17 protein-coding genes are annotated in these 20,002 nt (G+C 65.1%); all 17 read right to left on the bottom strand.

Features of this window, described 5'->3' with window-relative positions:
• Positions 1-49 precede the first annotated feature (49 nt).
• The 17 genes from C722_RS0120440 to C722_RS0120520 all read right to left on the bottom strand — a co-directional run bounded on the left by C722_RS0120440 (position 50) and on the right by C722_RS0120520 (position 19,899).
• A complete protein-coding gene (locus C722_RS0120440; protein ID WP_256204555.1) occupies positions 50-2,083 on the bottom strand; it encodes a M13 family metallopeptidase in 2,034 nt (677 codons plus the stop codon).
• A gap of 150 nt (positions 2,084-2,233) precedes the next feature.
• Positions 2,234-3,685, bottom strand: a complete 1,452-nt coding sequence (gene nuoN, locus C722_RS0120445; RefSeq protein WP_017642302.1) for an NADH-quinone oxidoreductase subunit NuoN — start codon at positions 3,683-3,685, stop codon at positions 2,234-2,236.
• A gap of 7 nt (positions 3,686-3,692) precedes the next feature.
• Positions 3,693-5,225 (bottom strand): NADH-quinone oxidoreductase subunit M, encoded by a 1,533-nt coding sequence (gene nuoM, locus C722_RS0120450; RefSeq protein WP_017642303.1) that lies wholly within the window; start codon positions 5,223-5,225, stop codon positions 3,693-3,695.
• A gap of 27 nt (positions 5,226-5,252) precedes the next feature.
• A complete protein-coding gene (gene nuoL, locus C722_RS0120455) occupies positions 5,253-7,100 on the bottom strand; it encodes an NADH-quinone oxidoreductase subunit L (protein WP_017642304.1) in 1,848 nt (615 codons plus the stop codon).
• Positions 7,097-7,405 carry an NADH-quinone oxidoreductase subunit NuoK gene (gene nuoK / locus C722_RS0120460; protein WP_007158894.1) on the bottom strand — a complete coding sequence of 103 codons (309 nt, stop codon included), beginning with the start codon at positions 7,403-7,405 and terminating at the stop codon, positions 7,097-7,099. Before nuoK ends, nuoL begins: the two co-directional genes overlap by 4 nt.
• Positions 7,406-7,430: 25 nt before the next feature.
• Positions 7,431-7,943, bottom strand: coding sequence for an NADH-quinone oxidoreductase subunit J (gene nuoJ / locus C722_RS0120465; protein WP_017642305.1), 513 nt, complete (start codon positions 7,941-7,943; stop codon positions 7,431-7,433).
• A 9-nt stretch (positions 7,944-7,952) separates the two neighbouring features.
• Positions 7,953-8,501, bottom strand: a complete 549-nt coding sequence (gene nuoI, locus C722_RS0120470; RefSeq protein ID WP_017642306.1) for an NADH-quinone oxidoreductase subunit NuoI — start codon at positions 8,499-8,501, stop codon at positions 7,953-7,955.
• A 10-nt stretch (positions 8,502-8,511) separates the two neighbouring features.
• On the bottom strand, positions 8,512-9,522 hold the full coding sequence (nuoH, locus tag C722_RS0120475; RefSeq protein WP_017642307.1) for an NADH-quinone oxidoreductase subunit NuoH: 1,011 nt from the start codon (positions 9,520-9,522) through the stop codon (positions 8,512-8,514).
• Entirely contained in the window at positions 9,519-12,236 is a 2,718-nt protein-coding gene (gene nuoG, locus C722_RS0120480; RefSeq protein ID WP_017642308.1) for an NADH-quinone oxidoreductase subunit NuoG, read from the bottom strand. The genes nuoH and nuoG overlap by 4 nt, the downstream gene beginning before the upstream one ends.
• Positions 12,237-12,376: 140 nt before the next feature.
• Positions 12,377-13,726 (bottom strand): NADH-quinone oxidoreductase subunit NuoF, encoded by a 1,350-nt coding sequence (gene nuoF / locus C722_RS0120485; RefSeq protein WP_017642309.1) that lies wholly within the window; start codon positions 13,724-13,726, stop codon positions 12,377-12,379.
• On the bottom strand, positions 13,723-14,223 hold the full coding sequence (gene nuoE, locus C722_RS0120490) for an NADH-quinone oxidoreductase subunit NuoE (protein WP_017642310.1): 501 nt from the start codon (positions 14,221-14,223) through the stop codon (positions 13,723-13,725). The genes nuoF and nuoE overlap by 4 nt, the downstream gene beginning before the upstream one ends.
• A 2-nt stretch (positions 14,224-14,225) precedes the next feature.
• Positions 14,226-16,010: an NADH-quinone oxidoreductase subunit C/D gene (nuoC, locus tag C722_RS0120495; protein WP_017642311.1), complete on the bottom strand. Its 1,785-nt coding sequence runs from the start codon at positions 16,008-16,010 to the stop codon at positions 14,226-14,228.
• Positions 16,011-16,061: 51 nt separating this feature from the next.
• A complete protein-coding gene (locus tag C722_RS0120500; protein WP_007158886.1) occupies positions 16,062-16,736 on the bottom strand; it encodes an NADH-quinone oxidoreductase subunit B family protein in 675 nt (224 codons plus the stop codon).
• Between the two features lie 10 nt (positions 16,737-16,746).
• Positions 16,747-17,160: an NADH-quinone oxidoreductase subunit A gene (locus C722_RS0120505; RefSeq protein WP_007158885.1), complete on the bottom strand. Its 414-nt coding sequence runs from the start codon at positions 17,158-17,160 to the stop codon at positions 16,747-16,749.
• Between the two features lie 259 nt (positions 17,161-17,419).
• Positions 17,420-18,181, bottom strand: coding sequence for a secretin N-terminal domain-containing protein (locus C722_RS0120510; protein ID WP_017642312.1), 762 nt, complete (start codon positions 18,179-18,181; stop codon positions 17,420-17,422).
• On the bottom strand, positions 18,178-18,708 hold the full coding sequence (locus C722_RS0120515) for a hypothetical protein (RefSeq protein WP_017642313.1): 531 nt from the start codon (positions 18,706-18,708) through the stop codon (positions 18,178-18,180). Before C722_RS0120515 ends, C722_RS0120510 begins: the two co-directional genes overlap by 4 nt.
• Before the next feature lie 12 nt (positions 18,709-18,720).
• Complete coding sequence (locus C722_RS0120520) at positions 18,721-19,899, bottom strand: cupin domain-containing protein (RefSeq protein WP_017642314.1); 1,179 nt, start codon at positions 19,897-19,899, stop codon at positions 18,721-18,723.
• Between the last annotated feature and the right edge of the window lie 103 nt (positions 19,900-20,002).

Consider the following 20,002-nt stretch of genomic DNA (forward strand, 5'->3'; position numbering starts at 1 on the left):
CGACAGCCGATGCAAAAGCGATACCCGTTCACCGGACGCCCCCGGACCCTCACCAGATTTCCACGCGTTTCTCGTCCGGTCGGACCATGGCATCGCCCACCTTGCAGCTGAACGCCTGGGCAAAGGACGGCATGTTGGACGGCGCGCCGATGGCGCGGAATCTCATGGGCGCATGGGGATCGGTGTTGAGCGAGAGGCGTAGCTGTTCCTCACGCACGGAGCTGCGCCAGACCCGTGCCCAGTTGAGGAAGAAGCGCTGCTGCTGGGTGTAGCCGTCGAGGGTGCGGTTGGCTTCCTCCGGCTTCTTCGCCAGCGCCAGTTGCAGGGCGTCGTAGGCTGCATTGATGCCGCCGAGATCACCGATGTTCTCGCCCAGGGTGAGCTTGCCGTTGACGTGCAGGTCCGGGTGATCCGGCAGCGGACGATAGTTGTCGAATTGCTCCACCAGCTTGCCGGTGCGGGCCTCGAAGGCCTTGCGATCGGCCGGGGTCCACCAGTCCACCTGGTTGCCGGCGCCGTCGAACTTGCTGCCCTGGTCGTCGAAACCATGGCTGGCCTCGTGGCCGATCACCGCGCCGATGCCGCCGTAGTTGATGGCGTCGTCGCCGTCCGGATAGAAGAACGGCGGCTGGAGGATGGCGGCCGGGAAGTTGATGGTGTTGTCGGTGGGGCTATAGTAGGCATTCACCGTCTGCGGGTACATGCCCCATTCCTGGCGGTCGGTGGGCTTGCCGATCTTGTCCAGGTCATGGCGATAGTTGAAGCGCGAGGCGGCTTCCAGGTTGGCGTAGAAGCCCTGGGGCTTGAGGGTCAGGCCGCTCCAGTCGCGCCAGCGCTCGGGATAGCCGATCTTGGGCAGGAAGCTGTCCCACTTGGCCAGCGCCTTCTGCTTGGTCTCGGGGCTCATCCAGTCGAGCTGCTCGATGCGCGCCTTGAGCGCCAGCATCACGTTGTCCACCAGCTCCTGGGCGCGGGCCTTGGCCTGGGGCGAGAAGTGCTCTTGCACATAGAGCTGGCCAAGGCCTTCGCCCATGGCACCGTTGACCGTGCGCAGCACCCGCTTCCAGCGTTCGCTCTGTTGCTGCTGGCCGCTCAGGGTCTTCTGGTTGAAGTCGAAGCTCTCCTGCTGGAAGGGTTTGGACAGCAGCGGCGCCGCATCGTCGATCACATGGGCGCGCAGATAGGCCTGCCATTGCTCGATGGGGGTCTCGGCCAGCATCCGGTCGAATTCGGCGAAGAAGCCGGGCTGGGACAAGGAAAAGCCCTGCTGGCCAGTGACGCCCTGGCTGGCGAAGAAGGCTTGCCAGTCGAAATGCGGCGTGACTTTGTTGGCTTCGGCGAAGCTCAGGTAATGATACTGGTTCTCCGGATTGCGCAGCTCCACCGGCTTGACCGAGGCGCGCGCCAGGCGACTTTCGAAGGCCAGTACCAGCTCGGCCTGGGCGGCCGCCTGGGCTTTGGGTACCCCGGTCAGGACCAGCAGTCGGGCGATGTGACCCAGATAGGCCTGGCGCAGCTTGGCGTAGTCGGCCTCGGTGTAGTAATCGGGGGTGGGCAGGCCCAGGCCGCCCTGGTAGGCATAGGCGATCTGCTGCTTGGCATTCTGGTAGTCGGCGCCGGAACCGAAGGAGAACACCTGCATGTCGCCGCGGGCGAAGCTCTGTTGCAGGTACTTCACCACGTCGGCCGTGGTGCGTAGCTCATCGATGGCGGCCAGTTGCGCCTGGATCGGCTGATAGCCGGCGCGCTCGATGGCGGCTTCGTCCATGCCCGAGCGATACAGCCAGCCGATCTTCTGTTCTACCGAACCCGCTTCCGCGCGATCCGCCGAGCGCGCGGCACGTTGCAGGATGGCGTGCTGGTCGTTGAGTGATTTTTCCCCCAGGGCCATGAAGGAACCCCAGCGCGACTTGTCCGGCGGGATGGGGTTGGCCGCCACCCACTTGGCATTGACGAAGGTGTCGAGGTCGGTACAGGCGGTTGCCGGGTCACCCAGTTCGGTGACGTCGAAGACAGGGGCGGCGAAAGCCTGGCTGCCAAGCAGCAGGCCGATGGTCAGGGCGAGGGGTTTCAACGCAGGCATGGGAGAAAGCGGTCTCCAGAAAAGGGCAGAAGAAGGCAGAGTAGGGGTCGAGGGTAGCGGTCACGGTGCGACCCTGCCAAGGGCGGGTGTTTCACCGGGGCCAGAAACGACGATCCCCGCCGAAGCGGGGATCGTGGGCGGCGTCTGGGATCAGAACACCGTCAGCTGCGCCAGTTGCAGCAGCGGCTGCGGATAGACACCCAGCACGAAGGTGGCGATGGAAATGGCGATCAGCATCACGCCACCGGCGCGCTGACCCCAGTTCATCGGCGCATCGTGGCGCTGCAGGCCCTGCTCGGTCAGGTACAGGGTGACCATCACGCGCAGGTAGTAGAACAGGCCGATGGCGCTGCCCAGCACGATGGCCGCGGTCTGCCACCACATGCCCGCTTCCACGCCCACGGTGATGACGTAGAACTTGCCGATGAAGCCGGCGGTGAGCGGGATGCCGGCCAGGGACAGCATCATCACCGTCAGCGCCGCGGTCAGGTACGGACGGCGCCAGAACAGGCCGCGGTACTCGAACAGGGCATCGGCGTCACGCTGGCCGTTGCTCGGGCTGGACATCAGGGTGATCACGCCGAAGGCGCCCAGGCTGGTGAAGACATAGGTCACCAGGTAGACCGCCACGGCTTCCATCGACAGGCCTTCGCCCGAGGCCACCGCCACCAGCAGGTAACCGAAGTGGGAGATGGAGGAGTAACCCAGCAGCCGCTTGAGGTTGCTCTGCATCAGCGCCAGCAGGTTGCCCACCAGCATGGAGGCGATGGCGATGAAGGCGATGGCATCGTGCAGCCAGCCGTCTTCGGTGGCCATGGGCATGGTCTGGAACACCCGTACCAGCACGGCGAAGACGGCGACCTTGCTGGCGGTGGCCAGGAAGGCACCGACCGGAGCCGGCGAGCCCTCGTAGACGTCCGGGGTCCAGAGGTGGAAGGGCACCAGCGACAGCTTGAAGCCGAGGCCGACGATCAGCATGCCGAGGCCGATTTCCATCAGCAGGCCGGTGCTGGCCGGGGCGTCCATCTGCATGCCGATGTCAGCGAAGTTCAGGCTGCCGGACTGGGCGTAGAGCAGGGCCATGCCGAACAGCAGGATGGCCGAGCCGGCGGCGGACAGCACCAGGTACTTCATGCCGGCTTCCAGGGAACGGCGATTGAAGTAGCTGTAGGCCACCAGGCCGTAGACCGGTACCGACAGCAGTTCCAGGCCGATGAACAGGCCGGCGACGTTCTGCGCCGCCACCAGCACCAGACCGCCGGTGGCGGAGATCAGCAGCAGCAGGTACAGCTCTTCACGGTTGCCCGGATAGCCTTCCATGTAGGCGTGCGACAGGGTCATGCAGGCCAGGGTGGCGATCAGGATCAGCGCCATGTAGAAGCAGCTGAAGCCGTCGATGCGCAGCAGCGGGGTGACGTCGATGGCGCCGACGCCCAGGGCCGGGATGCAGGACAGCAGGGCCAGGTTGAGACCGATCACGCCCAGGGTCGGGATGATGGTGTGATCCCGCCGCCAGGCGATGCCCAGCATCACCACCACGGCGGTGAGGCCGGTGATGATGATCGGCAGGAGGGCGATGAAGTGTTCGTAGGTAAAGGTCATGGCGCTCTTACCGGGCGGAAACGAGAGAGGAGAAGGCTTCGCCGAGCCACTGCTGGACACCGGCCATGCTCGCGGCCGAGGTATCCAGCACCGGCTGCGGGTAGACGCCGAGCAGCACCAGCAGCACGCCAAGCAACAGCAGCATCGACAGTTCCCGTGCGTTCAGACCCGGCAGGGCACCCTCGGCCTTGGCTGGGCCGAAGTAGGCACGGTGGATCATGATCAGCGAATAGACCGAGGCGAACACCAGGCCGAAGGTGGCGATGACGGTGATCATCGGTACCACCGGGAAGGCGCCCAGCAGGATCAGGAACTCGCCGACGAAGTTACCGGTACCGGGCAGACCCAGGGACGCCGAGGCGAAGAACAGACTCAGGGCCGGCAGGTAGGGCAGGCGTGCCCAGAGACCGCCCATCTCGCGCATGTCACGGGTATGCATGCGCTCGTAGAGCTGGCCACAGAGGATGAACAGGCCGGCGGCGGAAAGACCGTGGGCGATCATCTGCACCACCACGCCCTGCAGCGCCTGGGGGCTGCCGGAGTAGATGCCGATCAGCACGAAGCCCATGTGCGAGACGCTGGAGTAGGCCACCAGGCGCTTGATGTCGGTCTGGGCGAACGACAGGATGGCGCCGTAGAAGATGCCGATGATGCCCAACCACATGGCGATCGGCGCGAATTCCGCCGAGGCGTTGGGGAACAGCGGGATGGCGAAGCGCAGCAGGCCGTAGGCGGCGGTCTTGAGCAGGATACCGGCGAGGTCGACGGAACCGGCGGTTGGCGCCTGGGCGTGGGCATCGGGCAGCCAGGAGTGCAGCGGCACCACCGGCAGCTTCACCGCGAAGGCGATGAAGAAGCCCAGCATCAGCAGGTACTCCAGCTTGGGGTCCAGCTGCAGCTGCAGCAGGTCTTCGTAGTCGAAGGTCAGGACGCCGGTCGCACTGTAGTTCACCAGTACCAGGGCGATGATCGCCACCAGCATGATCAGGCCGCTGGCCTGGGTGAAGATGAAGAATTTGGTGGCGGCGGTGATGCGGCTCTTCTTGCCGTCCGCGGAGCTATGGCCCCACAGCGCGATCAGGAAGTACATCGGCACCAGCATCATTTCCCAGAAGAAGAAGAACAGGAACAGGTCCAGCGCCAGGAACACCCCCACCACGCCGCCGATGATCCACAGCAGGTTGAGGTGGAAGAAGCCGACGTGGCGCTGCACTTCGCGCCAGGAGCAGGTCACCGCCAGCACACCGAGCAGGCCGGTGAGCAGGATCATCAGCAGCGACAGGCCGTCGAGGCCGAAGTGCAGGCTGATGCCGAAGCGCGGAATCCAGTCCATCTGGAATTCCGCGGTCCAGGCGGTTTCGGCACCAGGGGCCGGCGCCAGGCTGTAGTCGCCGTGGGCCCACAGCCAGAGGCCGAGCGCCAGCTCCAGCAGCATGGTGAACAGAGCGATCCAGCGGGGCACCAGCGGGCCGGTCTTTTCCGTGAGGAAACAGAGCAGGCCGCCGATGAAGGGGATCAGGATTAGCCAGGGCAGAAGCATGACGTGTACTTATCCTTAGTCAGGGGGTCAGGCCAGCAGCAGCGCGCCGAGCAACAGCACGGCGCCTCCCACGATGGAAGCCGCGTACCAGCGCAGACGGCCGTTCTCGGTGATGCTCAGTGCCAGGTTGCCACCGCGTGCCAGCATCGGGATCAGGCCGATGGCCTGGTCGAAGGGATCGCGACGCAGTAGGCGGGTCAGCAGCAGGTACGGCTTGACGAAGATCAGGTCGTACAGCCAGTCGAAGCCCCAGGCGTGATACCACCAGGTCCCGAAAAAGCGGCCCGGCGCGCTCTTGGCCAGACCGTTCACGAAGGAACGCTTGCCGAGGAAGAGCAGGGCGGCCAGGAGGATGCCGGCGATGGCGATGGCCCCCGAGGTGATCTCCAGCGAGTGCTTGGCTTCGCCACCGGCATGGCCGACGGATTCCGGCAGCACACCGGCCAGCGGCGGCACGATCATCGCGCCGACGAAGGTCGAAAGCACCAGCAGTACCGCCAGCGGCAGGTTGTGGGCGATGCCGTGGCCGGCATGAGCCTCGGTGTGCGACTCGCCATGGAAGGTGATGAAGATCAGGCGGAAGGTGTAGATCGAGGTCAGGAAGGCACCGGCCAAGCCTGCATAGAGCAGGTAGGTGTGACCGCTGGCCATGGCTTCCCAGAGGATCTCGTCCTTGGAGTAGAAGCCGGCGGTTACCAGCGGCAGTGCCGCCAGGGCCGAACCGCCCACCACGAAGCTGGCGTAGGCCAGGGGGATCTTCTTCCACAGGCCGCCCATCTTGAAGATGTTCTGCTCGTGGTGGCAGGCCAGGATCACCGAACCCGAGGCAAGGAACAGCAGCGCCTTGAAGAAGGCGTGGATCATCAGGTGGAAGATCGCCGGCTGCCAGGCGCCTACACCCAGGGCCAGGAACATGTAGCCGATCTGGCTCATGGTCGAATAGGCCAGGATGCGCTTGATGTCGGTCTGCACCAGGGCGGCGAAACCAGCCAGCACCAGGGTCACGGCACCGACGATGCCGACCAGGTGCAGGATCTCCGGCGCCAGCAGGAACAGGCCGTGGGTCCGGGCGATCAGGTAGACGCCCGCGGTCACCATGGTCGCCGCGTGGATCAACGCCGAGACCGGGGTCGGACCGGCCATGGCGTCCGCCAGCCAGGTCTGCAGCGGCAGCTGGGCCGACTTGCCGACGGCACCGCCGAGCAGCGCCAGGGTGGCCAGTACGATCAGCGGATCACCGCTGGCGAAGACGTCAGGGGCCTTCTGCAGCAGCTCCTGGATGTCCAGGGTGCCCAGGGTCATGAACAGGATGAACAGACCGAAGGCCATGAAGACGTCGCCGACGCGGGTGACGATGAAGGCCTTCAGCGCTGCGTTGCCGTTGGCGCGCTCGCTATAGTAGAAGCCGATCAGCAGGTAGCTGCACAGGCCCACGCCTTCCCAACCGAAGTACAGCAGCAGCAGGTTGTCGCCGAGAACCAGCAGCAACATGCTGAAGATGAACAGGTTGGTGTAGGCGAAGAAGCGCGAATAGCCCTCTTCACCGCGCATGTACCAGGAGGCGAACAGGTGGATCAGGAAGCCGACGCCGGTGACCACGCCGAGCATGGTCAGCGACAGGCCGTCCAGGTAGAGAGCCATGTTGGGCGCGAAGCCCTCCACGTTCATCCACTGCCAGAGGACGATGGTCAGGTGGCCGTCAGCGGGCGGTGTGACGTGGAAGTTCCAGCCGACCCAGGCGGCGACCAGCGCCGCCAGGCCTACCGAACCCACGCCGATCAGCGCGGAGAGATTCTCCGACAGCCGACCGCGGGAGAAGGCCAGCAGGAAGTAGCCGACCAGGGGAAAGGCGAAGGTGAGGGGTAGCAGGTTCATCCGTGCATCTCGCTGGCGGCATCGACGTCGAGGGTGTGGAAGCGGCGATAGAGCTGCAGCAGGATCGCCAGGCCGATACTGGCCTCGGCGGCGGCCAGACTCAGCACCAGGATGAACATCACCTGGCCGTCGGGAGCGCCCCAACGGCTACCCGCGACCACGAAGGCCAGGGCGGCGGCGTTCATCATGATTTCCAGACTCATGAGCACGAAGAGGATGTTGCGGCGGACCATCAGGCCCACCAGGCCAAGGGCGAACAGGGCGCCGGCGAGGGCCAGGCCGTGTTCCAGAGGTATGGCGTTCATTGGCTGTTCTCCAGTCCTTGGCGACTCACTCGCCGATCCCGTCTTTGACGTCGCTGCGGCCCAGGTGGTAGGCCGCGACCAGGGCACCCAAGAGCAGCATGGAGGCCAGTTCGACCGCCAGCAGATAGGGTCCGAACAGACTGATACCCACGGCCTTGGCCTCTACCGAGGTGTGACCGATGGTGGCGCCACCCGGGGTGCGTGCCAGCACCACCAGCAGTTCCACCAGCAGGGCACCGGCGAGGATCGAGGGACCGATCCAGACCTTGGGGGTCAGCCACTTGCGTTCCTGGTCGGCGACGACCGGCCCGAGGTTGAGCATCATCACCACGAAGACGAACAGCACCATGATGGCGCCCGCATAGACGATGATCTCCAAGGCGCCGGCGAAGGGCGCGCCCAGGGCGAAGAACACCATGGACACGGCCAGCAGCGAGATGATCAGGTACAGCAGCGCATGCACCGGATTGGTGTTGGTGATCACCCGGAAGGTGGCCAATACGGCCACCCCGGCGGAGAAATAGAAGGCGAATTCCACGACAGCTCCTTAGGGCAGCAGGCTCTTCACGTTGATCGGCTCTGCCTCGCTCTGCGCGGCACCCTTGGGCTTGCCCGCGATGGCCATGCCGGCCACGCGGTAGAAGTTGTATTCCGGATACTTGCCCGGACCCGAGATCAGCAGGTCCTGCTTCTCGTACACCAGCTCCTGGCGCTTGAACTCGGACATCTCGAAGTCCGGGGTCAGCTGGATGGCGGTGGTGGGGCAGGCCTCCTCGCACATGCCGCAGAAGATGCAGCGCGAGAAGTTGATGCGGAAGAACTCCGGATACCAGCGACCATCTTCGGCCTCGGTCTTCTGCAAGGAGATGCAGCCGACCGGGCAGGCCACGGCGCACAGGTTGCACGCCACGCAGCGCTCCTGGCCATCAGGGTCACGGGTGAGCACGATGCGGCCGCGATAGCGCGGCGGCAGGTACACCGGCTCCTCGGGGTATTGCAGGGTGTCGCGCTTGCGGAAGGCGTGGCCGAAGACCATCACGATGCTGCGCAACTGGGTGTAGGTGCCATGCAGGACGTGCAGGATTTCCTTGATCATGACGGATACCTCACTGGCCGATGGCCGGCGTGGCGGTGTAAAGCACCACCGCGCCGGTCACCAGCAGGTTGATCAGGGTCAGGGGCAGGCAGAACTTCCAGCTGAAGGCCATTACCTGGTCGTAGCGCGGACGCGGAATGGACGCGCGCAGCAGGATGAAGATCATGATGAAGAAGGCGGTCTTCAGGGCGAACCAGAAGAACGACAGCCAGGGCAGGGTGTCCAGGAAGGGACCGTGCCAGCCGCCGAAGAACAGGGTCACCAGCAGCGCCGAGATCAGCACGATGCCGATGTACTCGCCGACGAAGAACATGCCCCACTTCATGCCCGCGTATTCGATGTGGTAACCGTCGGCGAGCTCCTGCTCGGCTTCCGGCTGATCGAAGGGGTGACGGTGGGTGACGGCGATGCCGGCGATGAAGAAGGTACAGAAGCCGAAGAACTGGGGAACGATGAACCACCAGCCCTGGTGCTGCGCCTCGACGATGTCCCTCATGTTGAAGGAACCGGTCACCGCGACGATGCCCATCACCGACAGACCCATGAACACCTCGTAGGAGAGCGTCTGGGCCGAGGCGCGCATGGCGCCCAGCAGCGAGAACTTGTTGTTGCTCGCCCAGCCGGCGAAGAGCACGGCATAGACGTTGACGCCGGCCATGGCGAAGAAGAAAAGCAGGCCGACGTTCAGGTCAGCCACGCCCCAGGTGGGGGTGATCGGAATGACCGAGAAGGCCACCAGCAGCGAGCCCATGGCGATCACCGGTGCCAGGGCGAAGATCATCTTGTCGGCGAACGGCGGCGTCCAGTCCTCCTTGAAGAACATCTTCAGCATGTCGGCGCCGAGCTGGAAGGCACCGAAGGGGCCGACCCGGTTGGGACCATGACGGTCCTGCCAGAGACCCAGCAGGCGCCGTTCGACAAAGCTCAGCAGCGCCCCGCAGATGACCACCGCCAGGAGGATGACGATGGCCTTGAGGACGCCGATCACCACGGCGATGAGGGTAGGGGTGAGCCAGGTCATGCCGCGGCCTCCTGCAGTCCTTCCACGGTAAGGCCGGCGAAGTCCACCGGAATCCCTTCGAAGCCGGCGGGCAGGCCGACCAGGCCAGCGGACAGCTCGGCCTTGATCTGCAGTGGCAGGCGCAGTTCCTGACCGGCGACCTGCAGGCGCAGCAGGGCACCTTCGTTGACACCCAGGCGGTCGGCATCGGCCTTGGCCAGGGCCACGTAGGCCGCCGGGATGCGCTCACGCACCGGCTCGGCGCGGGAAGAGGTCTCTTCGCTGCCGAACAGGTGGTACAGCGGTACGGCCTGAAAGCCGGACTCGGCGCCGCGCACGGCAGCGGTCGGCACGGCGAACCAGCTCAGGCGATCGCCCTGGGACTCGATCAGGCGTACGCCCGGATCGCCGGCGCGCAGGTGACCACCCACCTCGTCCTGGAACTTGTTCCAGGCCTGGGGCGAGTTCCAGCCCGGCGACCAGGCGAAGGGGATCTGCTGCCGCGGCTCGGCGCTGCCGGCATAGCCTTCCATGGAGAAGGCAAAGGCGGTGTCGGCGTCTTGGGGCGCACGCGGCTCGTGCACACTGAGGTTGGCACGCATGGAGGTACGGCCACTGTAGCGGTGCGGTTCACGAGCGAGCTTGAGGCCCTTCACCCGGAAGCTGGCGTTGGGCGCGGCATCGCGGATGCCGTCCAGTTGCGGCGCGGCGGTGGCCACGGCGTCGGTGACATGGTCCAGCTGGGTCCAGTCCACCGGACGGTTTTCCAGGGTGTTGCGCAGGGCGTGCAGCCAGCGCCAGCCTTCGCGGACCAGGCTGGAGGGGTCGTAGTAGCTCGGCTCATAGACCTGGAAGAAACGCTGGGCGCGACCTTCCTGGCTGACCAGGGTACCGTCGCCTTCGGCGAAGCTCGCCGCCGGCAGCACCAGGTCGGCGCGCTGGGCGGTGGCGGTACGCTGGTGATCCAGCACCACCAGCACCTGGGCGCGGGCCAGGGCCCGATCCACCCGCTGGGCCGGGGCACGGCGATAGAGGTCGTTCTCCAGCACCACCAGGGCATCGGCCTGGCCGTTTTCCAGGGCCGCGAAGGCGTCTTCGACGGACTCGCCGCCGTAGAGCGCTAGGCCCAGGCTGTTGGCTTCGGGCACCACCAGGCTCAGGGAGCCGGCCTTGCCCTTGGCGGCCAGGGCCTTGGCCAGGTTGGCGGCGGCTTCGATCAGCGCCGGCTCGCCCAAGGAGGTGCCGGACACCACCAGCGGACGTTCGGCGGCCAGTAGGGTTTCGGCGAGCAGGCGAGCCTGCTCGGCGACTTCGCTGGTCAGGCCGTCGACGGCCGGGGCGCTGGCGTCGATGGCGTGGGCCACGGCGTGGCCGAAACGGGCCAGCTCCAGCGGCGAGCCATGCAGACGGGCGTCGGCGACGTCATCCAGGCGGGTGGCGGCCACGCTGGCGATGAACAGCGGGTTGCGCTCGCTCTGGCCGATGTTCTGCACGGCGGCGTTCAGCCAGGGCTGGATCTTCTGCGCCGCGGCCATGGCCTCGGGCTTGCCCTTGACGGACTGCCGCAGGGACAGCGCCAGGCGGGCGGCGGTCTGGGTCAGATCCTCGCCAAGGACGAAGACGGCATCGTGCTTCTCCATGGCGCGCAGGGTCGGGACGGGCAGGGGGCTGTCCTTGAGGACCTGCAGCACTAGGCGCACGTTGGCCAGATCACGAGCGCTCATGCCGCTGGAGAAATTCTCGGCGCCGACCAGTTCGCGCAGAGCGTGGTTGCTTTCCAGGCTGGCGCGGGGCGAGCCGATGCCGATCACCTTCTTGCCGCGCAGCAGCAGGGCGGCGCGATCCAGGGCGGCGTCGATGCCGGTTTCCAGGCTGCCGTCCTTCAGCAGGGCCTGGCGCGGACGATCCTTGCGATTGACATAGCCATAGCCGAAGCGGCCACGGTCGCAGAGGAAGTACTGGTTCACCGAGCCGTTGAAGCGGTTCTCGATGCGGCGCAGTTCGCCATAGCGCTCGCCGGGGCTGATGTTGCAGCCCGACGAGCAGCCATGGCAGATGCTCGGGGCGAACTGCATGTCCCACTTGCGGTTGTAGCGCTCGGAGTGGGTCTTGTCGGTGAACACCCCGGTGGGGCAGACCTCGGTCAGGTTGCCGGAGAATTCGCTCTCCAGGGCACCGTCCTCGACACGCCCGAAATAGACGTTGTCGTGGGCGCCATAGACGCCCAGGTCGGTACCGCCGGCGTAGTCCTTGTAGTAGCGCACGCAGCGATAGCAGGCGATGCAGCGGTTCATCTCGTGAGCGACGAACGGGCCGAGGTCCTGGTTCTGGTGGGTACGCTTGGTGAAGCGATAGCGGCGCTTGTTGTGGCCGGTCATCACCGTCATGTCCTGCAGGTGGCAGTGGCCGCCTTCTTCGCAGACCGGACAGTCGTGGGGATGGTTGGTCATCAGCCATTCGATGACCGAGCTGCGGAATTCCTTGGCTTCGGCGTCTTCGATGGAGATGTAGGTCTTGTCGCTGGACGGGGTCATGCAGGACATGACCAGGCGCCCGCGGGTGTCATTCTCGTCGGCGAACTGCTTCACCGCGCACTGGCGGCAGGCGCCGACGCTGCCCAGCGCCGGGTGCCAGCAGAAATAGGGGATGTCGAGCCCCAGGGACAGGCAGGCTTCGAGGAGGTTGTCCGCCCCGTCGACCTCGTACGTCTTGCCGTCTACGTGGATAGTGGCCATAGGGTTTTCTTCTCACCCGCGCAGGGCGGGTCTGGCTAATGGGAAAACGTTCGCGCCGCCCTGACGATCGCCAGAGGCAGCGCCGGCCGGAGCGGGTCCGGCCAGAAAGCGATGGAAGCGGCCCCCGCGGGGGCCGATCCTCAGGTCACGCTCGCCGAAGCAGTCGGTCGCGGCTCGCTGGGCGCCTTGCGCACACCGGCCTCGAACTCTTCGCGGAAATACTTGATGGCACTACCCAGGGGCTCGACGGCACCCGGTGCGTGGGCACAGAAGGTCTTGCCCGGGCCGAGGAAGTTGACCAGTTGCAGCAGGGTGTCCAGATCGCCCTGCTGCCCCTCGCCCTTTTCCAGGCTGCGCAGGAGCTTGACGCTCCAGGGCAGGCCGTCGCGGCAGGGGGTGCACCAGCCACAGGATTCGCGGGCGAAGAACTCTTCCATGTTGCGCAGCAGCGAAACCATGTTGACGCTGTCGTCCACGGCCAGGGCCAGACCGGTGCCCATGCGGGTACCGACCTTGCCGATGCCGCCGGCGTACATCTGCGCCGAGAGGTGCTCGGGCAGCAGGAAGCCGGTACCGGCGCCACCGGGCTGCCAGCATTTCAGCTTGAAGCCATCGCGCATGCCGCCCGCATAGTCCTCGAACAGCTCCTGGGCGGTGATGCCGAAGGGCAGTTCCCAGACGCCGGGATTCTTCACCTTGCCGGAGAAGCCCATGAGCTTGGTGCCCATGTCTTCGCTGCCTTCGCGGGCCAGGCTCTTGTACCAGTCCACGCCACCCGCGACGATGCCCGGCACGTTGCACAGGGTCTCGACGTTGTTGACGCAGGTCGGCTTGCCCCAGACGCCGACGGCGGCGGGGAAGGGCGGCTTGGAGCGCGGGTTGGCGCGGCGACCTTCCAGGGAGTTGATCAGCGCGGTCTCTTCGCCACAGATGTAACGACCGGCGCCGGTGTGGACGAACAGCTCGAAGTCGAAGCCGCTGCCGAGGATGTTCTTGCCGAGCAGACCGGCGGCCTTGGCCTCTTCCACCGCCCGCCGCAGGTTGGCGGCGGCGTCGACGTATTCGCCGCGCAGGAAGATGTAGCCACGGTAGGCCTTGAGTGCCCGGGCGCTGATCAGCATGCCTTCCACCAGCAGGTGCGGCAGCTGCTCCATGAGCAGGCGGTCCTTCCAGGTGTTGGGCTCCATCTCGTCCGCATTGCACAGCAGGTAGCGGATATCGAGGGATTCGTCCTTGGGCATCAGGCCCCACTTCACGCCGGTAGGGAAGCCCGCACCGCCGCGGCCCTTGAGGCCGGAGTCCTTGACTTCCTGGACGATGGCGTCGGGTGCCAGCTCGGTCAGCGCCTTGCGCGCCGCGGCGTAGCCGTCCTTCGCCTGATATTCCTCCAGCCAGACCGGGGCGCCGTCTTCACGCAGGCGCCAGGTCAGGGGATGGGTCTCGGGGGTACGGGCGATGCTGTTGGCAGGCCCGAAGGAGGTCAGTCTCATGCGTATCCCTCCAGCAGTTTGGCCACGCCCGCAGGTTGGACATCGCCATGGGTGTCGTCGTCGATCATCAGCGCCGGGGCCTTGTCGCAATTGCCCAGGCAGCAGACCGGCAGCAGGGTGAAGCGGCTGTCGGTGGTGGTCTGGCCCAGACCGATGCCCAGCTGACGCTGGATCTCGCCGACCACGGATTCGTGGCCGCCGATGTAGCAGGTCATGCTGTCGCACACGCGGATGATGTGGCGACCGACCGGCACGCGGAAGATCTGGCTGTAGAAGGTCGCCACGCCCTCGACGTCGCTGGCGGGAATGCCCAGCACCTCGCCGATGGCGTAGATGGCGCCGTCCGGCACCCAGCCACGTTCCTTCTGGACGATCTTCAGGGCTTCGATGGACGCCGCGCGCGGGTCCTCGTAGTGATGCATCTCGTGCTCGATGGCCGAGCGCTCGGTGTCGCTCAGGACGAAACGGTCGGTTTGGATCAGGGTTTCGGTGCTCATGCTCAGCGGTCCACGTCGGCCATGACGAAGTCGATACTGCCCAGATAGGCAATCAGGTCGGACACCATGCTGCCGCGGATGACGGCCGGGATCTGCTGCAGATGCGGGAAGCTCGGCGTCCGGATGCGGGTGCGGTAGCTCATGGTGCTGCCATCGCTCGTCAGGTAATAGCTGTTGGCGCCCTTGGTCGCCTCGATCATCTGGAAGGCTTCGCCCGCCGGCATCACCGGACCCCAGGACACTTGCAGGAAGTGGGTGATCAGGGTCTCGATGTGCTGCAGGGTGCGCTCCTTGGGCGGCGGCGTAGTGAGCGGGTGATCCGCCTTGTACGGGCCTTCGGGCATGTGCTGCAGGCACTGCTCGATGATGCGCAGGCTCTGGCGCATCTCCTCGACGCGCAACATGCCGCGGTCATAGCAATCGCCGTTGTGGGCGATGGGCACCTCGAATTCGAAGTTCTCGTAGCCGGAGTAGGGGCGGGCCTTGCGCAGGTCGAAGTCCAGACCGGTCGCGCGCAGGTTGGGACCGGTGACGCCCCACTCGAGGGCTTCCTTGGTGTTGTAGACGGCGACGTTCTTGGTCCGGCCGATGAGGATGCTGTTCTTCATCGCGGCCTTTTCGTACTCGTCCAGGCGCTTGGGCATCCAGTCGAGGAATTCGCGGACCAGCTTGTCCCAGCCACGCGGCAGGTCATGGGCGACGCCGCCGATACGGAACCAGGCCGGGTGCATGCGGAAGCCGGTGATGGCCTCGATCACCTTGTAGGCCCGCTGACGGTCGGTGAAGGTAAAGAACACCGGGGTCATGGCACCGACGTCCTGGATATAGGTGCCCAGGTACAGCAGGTGGCTGTTGATACGGAAGAACTCGGCCATCATCACTCGGATGAAGTCGACCCGCGACGGCACCTTGATGCCAGCGAGCTTCTCTACCGAGAGAACGTAGGGGAGGTTGTTCATCACCCCACCCAGATAATCGATCCGGTCGGTGTAGGGGATGTAGCTGTGCCAGGACTGGCGCTCGGCCATCTTCTCGGCGCCACGGTGGTGGTAGCCGATCTCCGGCACGCAGTCGACGATTTCTTCGCCGTCCAGTTGCAGGATGATGCGGAAGGCACCGTGGGCGGAGGGGTGGTTCGGGCCCAGGTTGAGGAACATGAAGTCGGAATTTTCCGCATGCTCCTTCATGCCCCATTCCTCGGGCTTGAATCTCAGGGTTTCCTGTTCGAGATCCTGCTTGGCGGCGTTCAGCGCATAGGGATCGAACTCGGTGGCCCGCGCCGGATAGTCCTTGCGCAGGGGGTGCCCCTGCCAGTTGTCGGCCATCAGCATGCGCTTGGGCAGCGGGTGACCGTCGAAATGGATGCCGTACATGTCCAGCACTTCCCGCTCGTACCAGTTGGCATTGGGGAAGATGCCGGTGGCGGTGGGCAGGCGCAGGTCGTTGGCGGACAGGGCTACCTTGAGCATCACATCGCTGTTACGGTCGATGGACAGCAGGTGGTAGAAGACCGTGAAGTCCGCGTTGGGCAGGCCGCGGCGATGGGTCCGCAGGCGTTCGTCCACGCCATGCAGGTCATAGAGCATGACGTAGGGGCGGGGCAGGTTGCGCAGGAAGCGCAACACTTCGATGATTCGTTCGCGCGCCACCCAGATCACCGGCATGCCGGTACGGGTGTCTTGCAGGGTCAGGGCGTCGGCGCCGAATTGGCCCTGGAGTTCGCCAACCACCGACGCTTCGCCAGCAGGGGCGAGCGCAGAGGCGGACAGAGCGGTATCTGCGGTCATGATGTTCCGTCGCTAATCGATCGTCGTCAGCGTGCAGGTCCTGGAAGGGACTTACACTTCGTCTGGGCTGCGCAGGTTGGTGACCTGGATGCGGCGCTCGCGGTTCTGCTCGCGCTGCGAAGGCATCTCGGCGCGGTAGATACCCTGGTCGCCCACCACCCAGGAAAGGGGGCGGCGCTCTTCACCGATGGAGTCCTGCAGGAGCATCAGGCCCTGGAGGAAGGCTTCGGGGCGAGGCGGGCAGCCGGGCACGTAGACGTCGACGGGCAGGAACTTGTCCACGCCCTGAACGACCGAGTAGATGTCGTACATACCGCCGGAGTTGGCGCAGGCGCCCATGGAGATCACCCACTTGGGTTCCAGCATCTGCTCGTACAGGCGCTGGATGACCGGGGCCATCTTCATGAAGGGGGTGCCGGCGATGACCATGAAGTCGGCCTGACGCGGCGAGGCCCGGATGACTTCGGCGCCGAAGCGGGCGATGTCGTGGGGCGCCGTGAAGGCGGTGGTCATTTCCACATAGCAGCAGGACAGGCCGAAGTTGTAGGGCCACAGGGAATTCTTGCGTCCCCAATTGACCGCGCCCCGCAGGACATCTTCGAGCTTGCCCATGAAGATGCTGCGGTTGACCTGACTTTCGACGGGGTCGGCCACGGTTTCCCGCTGGCCGGCTGGATAGCGGTCTACTGCCGCATCGGGATCGATCCGGGTGAGATTGTATTGCATTGCCAAAGCCTCATTGTTTCGACTTCGCCTGCCGCTCGCGACGGCTCGCAGGCGCCCAATCGAGCGCTCCGATTCGCCACAGGTAGACAAGACCCGCCAACAGAATTGCTATGAAAATGGAGGCTTCCACGAAGCCGGCCCATCCCGATTCACGGATGGACACCGACCAGGCGAAGAGAAAGAGGGCTTCGACGTCGAAGATCACGAAGAGCATCGCGACCAGGTAGAACTTGGCAGAGAGACGGAGACGGGCACCCCCGGTGGGGACGATGCCGGACTCGAAGGGATCGTTCTTGCTACGGCCTACGGCTTTGCTGCCGAGCAGGCTCGAGACTCCGAGCATGAAGGCGATCAGACCGACCACGCCCAGGAGAAATACTGCGAAGCTCCAGTTGTGGGTCAGTAGGCTGATCGACTCAGACATGCTTTGAATCCTTAATTATTGGGTATCAGGCGCTATCAGTGCGACACCGTGTCGCAAGACAGACAGATTTTATGCTCTATCGATTCATTCTGTAAATTTATTGGGCCAAAAAGATTCTATTGGACTGCTTTGAATCAAACTAAGTAGAACTTCAGGTTTATTTGAGAATGAATATAAGAATTATTCTCAAATAAGTTTCTTTTGCTTCCTGTGTCCTAGATTGCCAGTTGCCGCCAGAGTTCTGCCGTTCGCCGATTCGCTAGTCGATGAGGTCGGCGCGAATGCTCAGTTGACGGTCGTCACGACCCTCGGTCGAGTAGTAGCGGGTGAGGCCGTTCTGGTCGCTCTCGACCTGTTGGCGAAAGCCGCCCAGATCCAGCCATTGCCCCAGCGGGCCGCTGATGCGAGTGGCGGCGCTCTGGGTCTGCACCGTGCCCGGGCGCATGGCCGCGGCGCGATCATCCACGCTGTTGATGTCCAGATGGACCAGGTTGCCGCTCAGACGGGCGGTGACCTGAAAGCCGCGTTCGAGCCGGCGGTAATCGGTCTGGGCGTAGCTCTGGCCATAGGGCGAGGTCTGGTAGGTGGTCACCGGCACGTCTGCGCCGAAGCGGATGAAGGCGGGATAGCCCTCGGTGACCTGGACGCGCTGGGCGCCATCCTCCTTCTGGTCGGTGCTGTCCTCGATGATGCGCACCTGGGGCGAGCGCACATCGCCGTTTACCGAATAGCCCTGACTGGCGCCCGAACTGCCGGCGCGGGTGGCCAGGGTGATGAGCAGGCGCCGCGGCTGGGTGTCCAGCTGGGCGAGCAGACTCTTGAGTTCGGCCAGCTTGGCCGGCTCGGCATTGACGATCAGCTGATTGCCGTAGACGTTGACCTTGCCTTCGCTGCCAAGGACGGCTTGCAGGGTGGGCAGCAGGTCGTCGGCGGTGCGGTATTGCAGGGGTATGACCTCGGTACGAGGCGCCGCCCAGGCGGTGGTCGTCAGCAGCAACAGCAATGCCAGCAGACCTTTCACAGCACCATCCTCCGCAATTCCTGATCCGGCTGGCTGCTGGCCCAGAGGCGATCGAAGACCTGCTGCTGAACCTTGACGGCGGCGCGGTCGCCGTAGCGGACGAAGCCGGTGGGCGCGCTGCCCGTGCGGCGCAGCAGGGCCTGGTCGTCGACGATGAGGCAGCTGCCTTCCGGTTGCTGATCGGGCGGTGGCCGCCGGATCAGCAGATTGCTGGTCAGGCGTTGCGCCAGGGCGATGAGTCGGTGTCCCTGGCGCATGGCGAGGGCGCTGTCGTTGATGAGGATGCGGACCTGATGCCGCGGATGGCCCAGCAGCAGACGCTTGATCGCCGCTTCGACGGCGAGATTGTCGTAGAGCGGTGCTTCCAGGTCGGGCGTCTGGATGCTCAGCTGGCGGCTGGCTTGGCCGATGAGGCGGACACCGTGCTCACGCAGGGCGTCCAGGCTTTCGAGGCGTAGGGCGAGGTCCTGGCCGAGCTGGGGTTCGGGCAATCCGTCCAGGGTCAGATCGGCAAAGGACTCGTCCACGGCGGCTCCCTATCACTCGTCGTCGTCTTCTCCGGCGAAGATCAGGCTGCCCTGCTGGAGCAGTTCGCGGATCAGGCGCATGGCATCGTCGTCCTGCAGCCAGGGCGCGAGATTGGCCTCGTGCAGGACGTCCGCCGAGCATAGCAGGTCGAGCAGCGGTTGCAGCCGCATGGGCAGCAGGCGGCTCTGGCCGCTGGCGAAGACCATCACCTCGTCTTCCAGGCGACTCCAGGCGATGCGGCCGCTGGGGTTGCGCATCAGCAGGGCGCCTTCGTCGAGTTCCTTGCGCAGCTGCTTGGCGCTGAGGTTTTCTCCGGCGACGCGCTCCGGATAGCGCGGCTCGGTCATGTGCTGGCCGAACCAGGCCAGCAGCAGGCGATCGTCGCTCAGGTGACGCTCCATCAGGCCGCGCAACCGCTCGATGGCCTCGGGCGGGATCTCCGCCGGATGCTCGCTGGCCGGGGCGCAGCCGGCGTCGCTGTAGCGCTCGTCCTCGGGGATGAACTGGTTGAGGAAGTCGGTGAAGTGGGTGAGCACCTCGCCGGCACTGGGGGCGCGGAAGCCGATGGAGTAGGTCATGCACTCGTCTTCGGCGATGCCGTCGTGGGCCAGGCCCGGCGGCAGATAGAGCATGTCGCCCGGTTCCAGCACCCATTCGTCGGTCTGCTGGAAGTCGGCGAGGATCTTCAGCTCCAGGCCGTCGATCAGCGGACTGTCGGCGGTGCACGGCTGACCGATGCGCCAGCGACGGCGGCCATGGCCCTGCAGCAGGAAGACGTCATAGTGATCGTAGTGGGGGCCGACACTGCCACCGGGGGCGGCGTAGCTAATCATGACATCGTCGACACGCCAGCTGGGCAGGAAGCGGAAGGCCTCCAGCACCTCGGCCACCTCGGGGACGAACTGGTCGACCGATTGCACCAGCAGGGTCCAGTCGCGCTCGGGCAGGCTGGCGAAGGTATCTTCCGGCAGGGGGCCGCGGCGCAGTTCCCAGGTACGGTCCTGGCCGATGATCAGGCGGGATTCGATTTCCTCTTCCAGCGACAGGCCGGCCAGTTCGTCGGGCTCCAGGGGATTCTGGAAGTCCGGGAGGGCCTGGCGGATCAGCAGGGGTTTGCGCTGCCAGTAGTCGCGCAGGAATTCACGGGCGGTCAGGCCGCCGAGCAGTTGCAGGGGTTGATCCGGGTTCATGCACACCTCGCGCAATGAAAAACGCCCGGCAAGGCCGGGCGTGGAAAAGTTGGCAGCCTCAGAACCTGTTTACGATCTTGCGAGTTAGAGCCAAACAAGGCGA

The organism is Pseudomonas sp. 313, assembly GCF_000316965.1.
Classification (GTDB): Bacteria; Pseudomonadota; Gammaproteobacteria; order Pseudomonadales; family Pseudomonadaceae; genus Chryseomonas; species Chryseomonas benzopyrenica.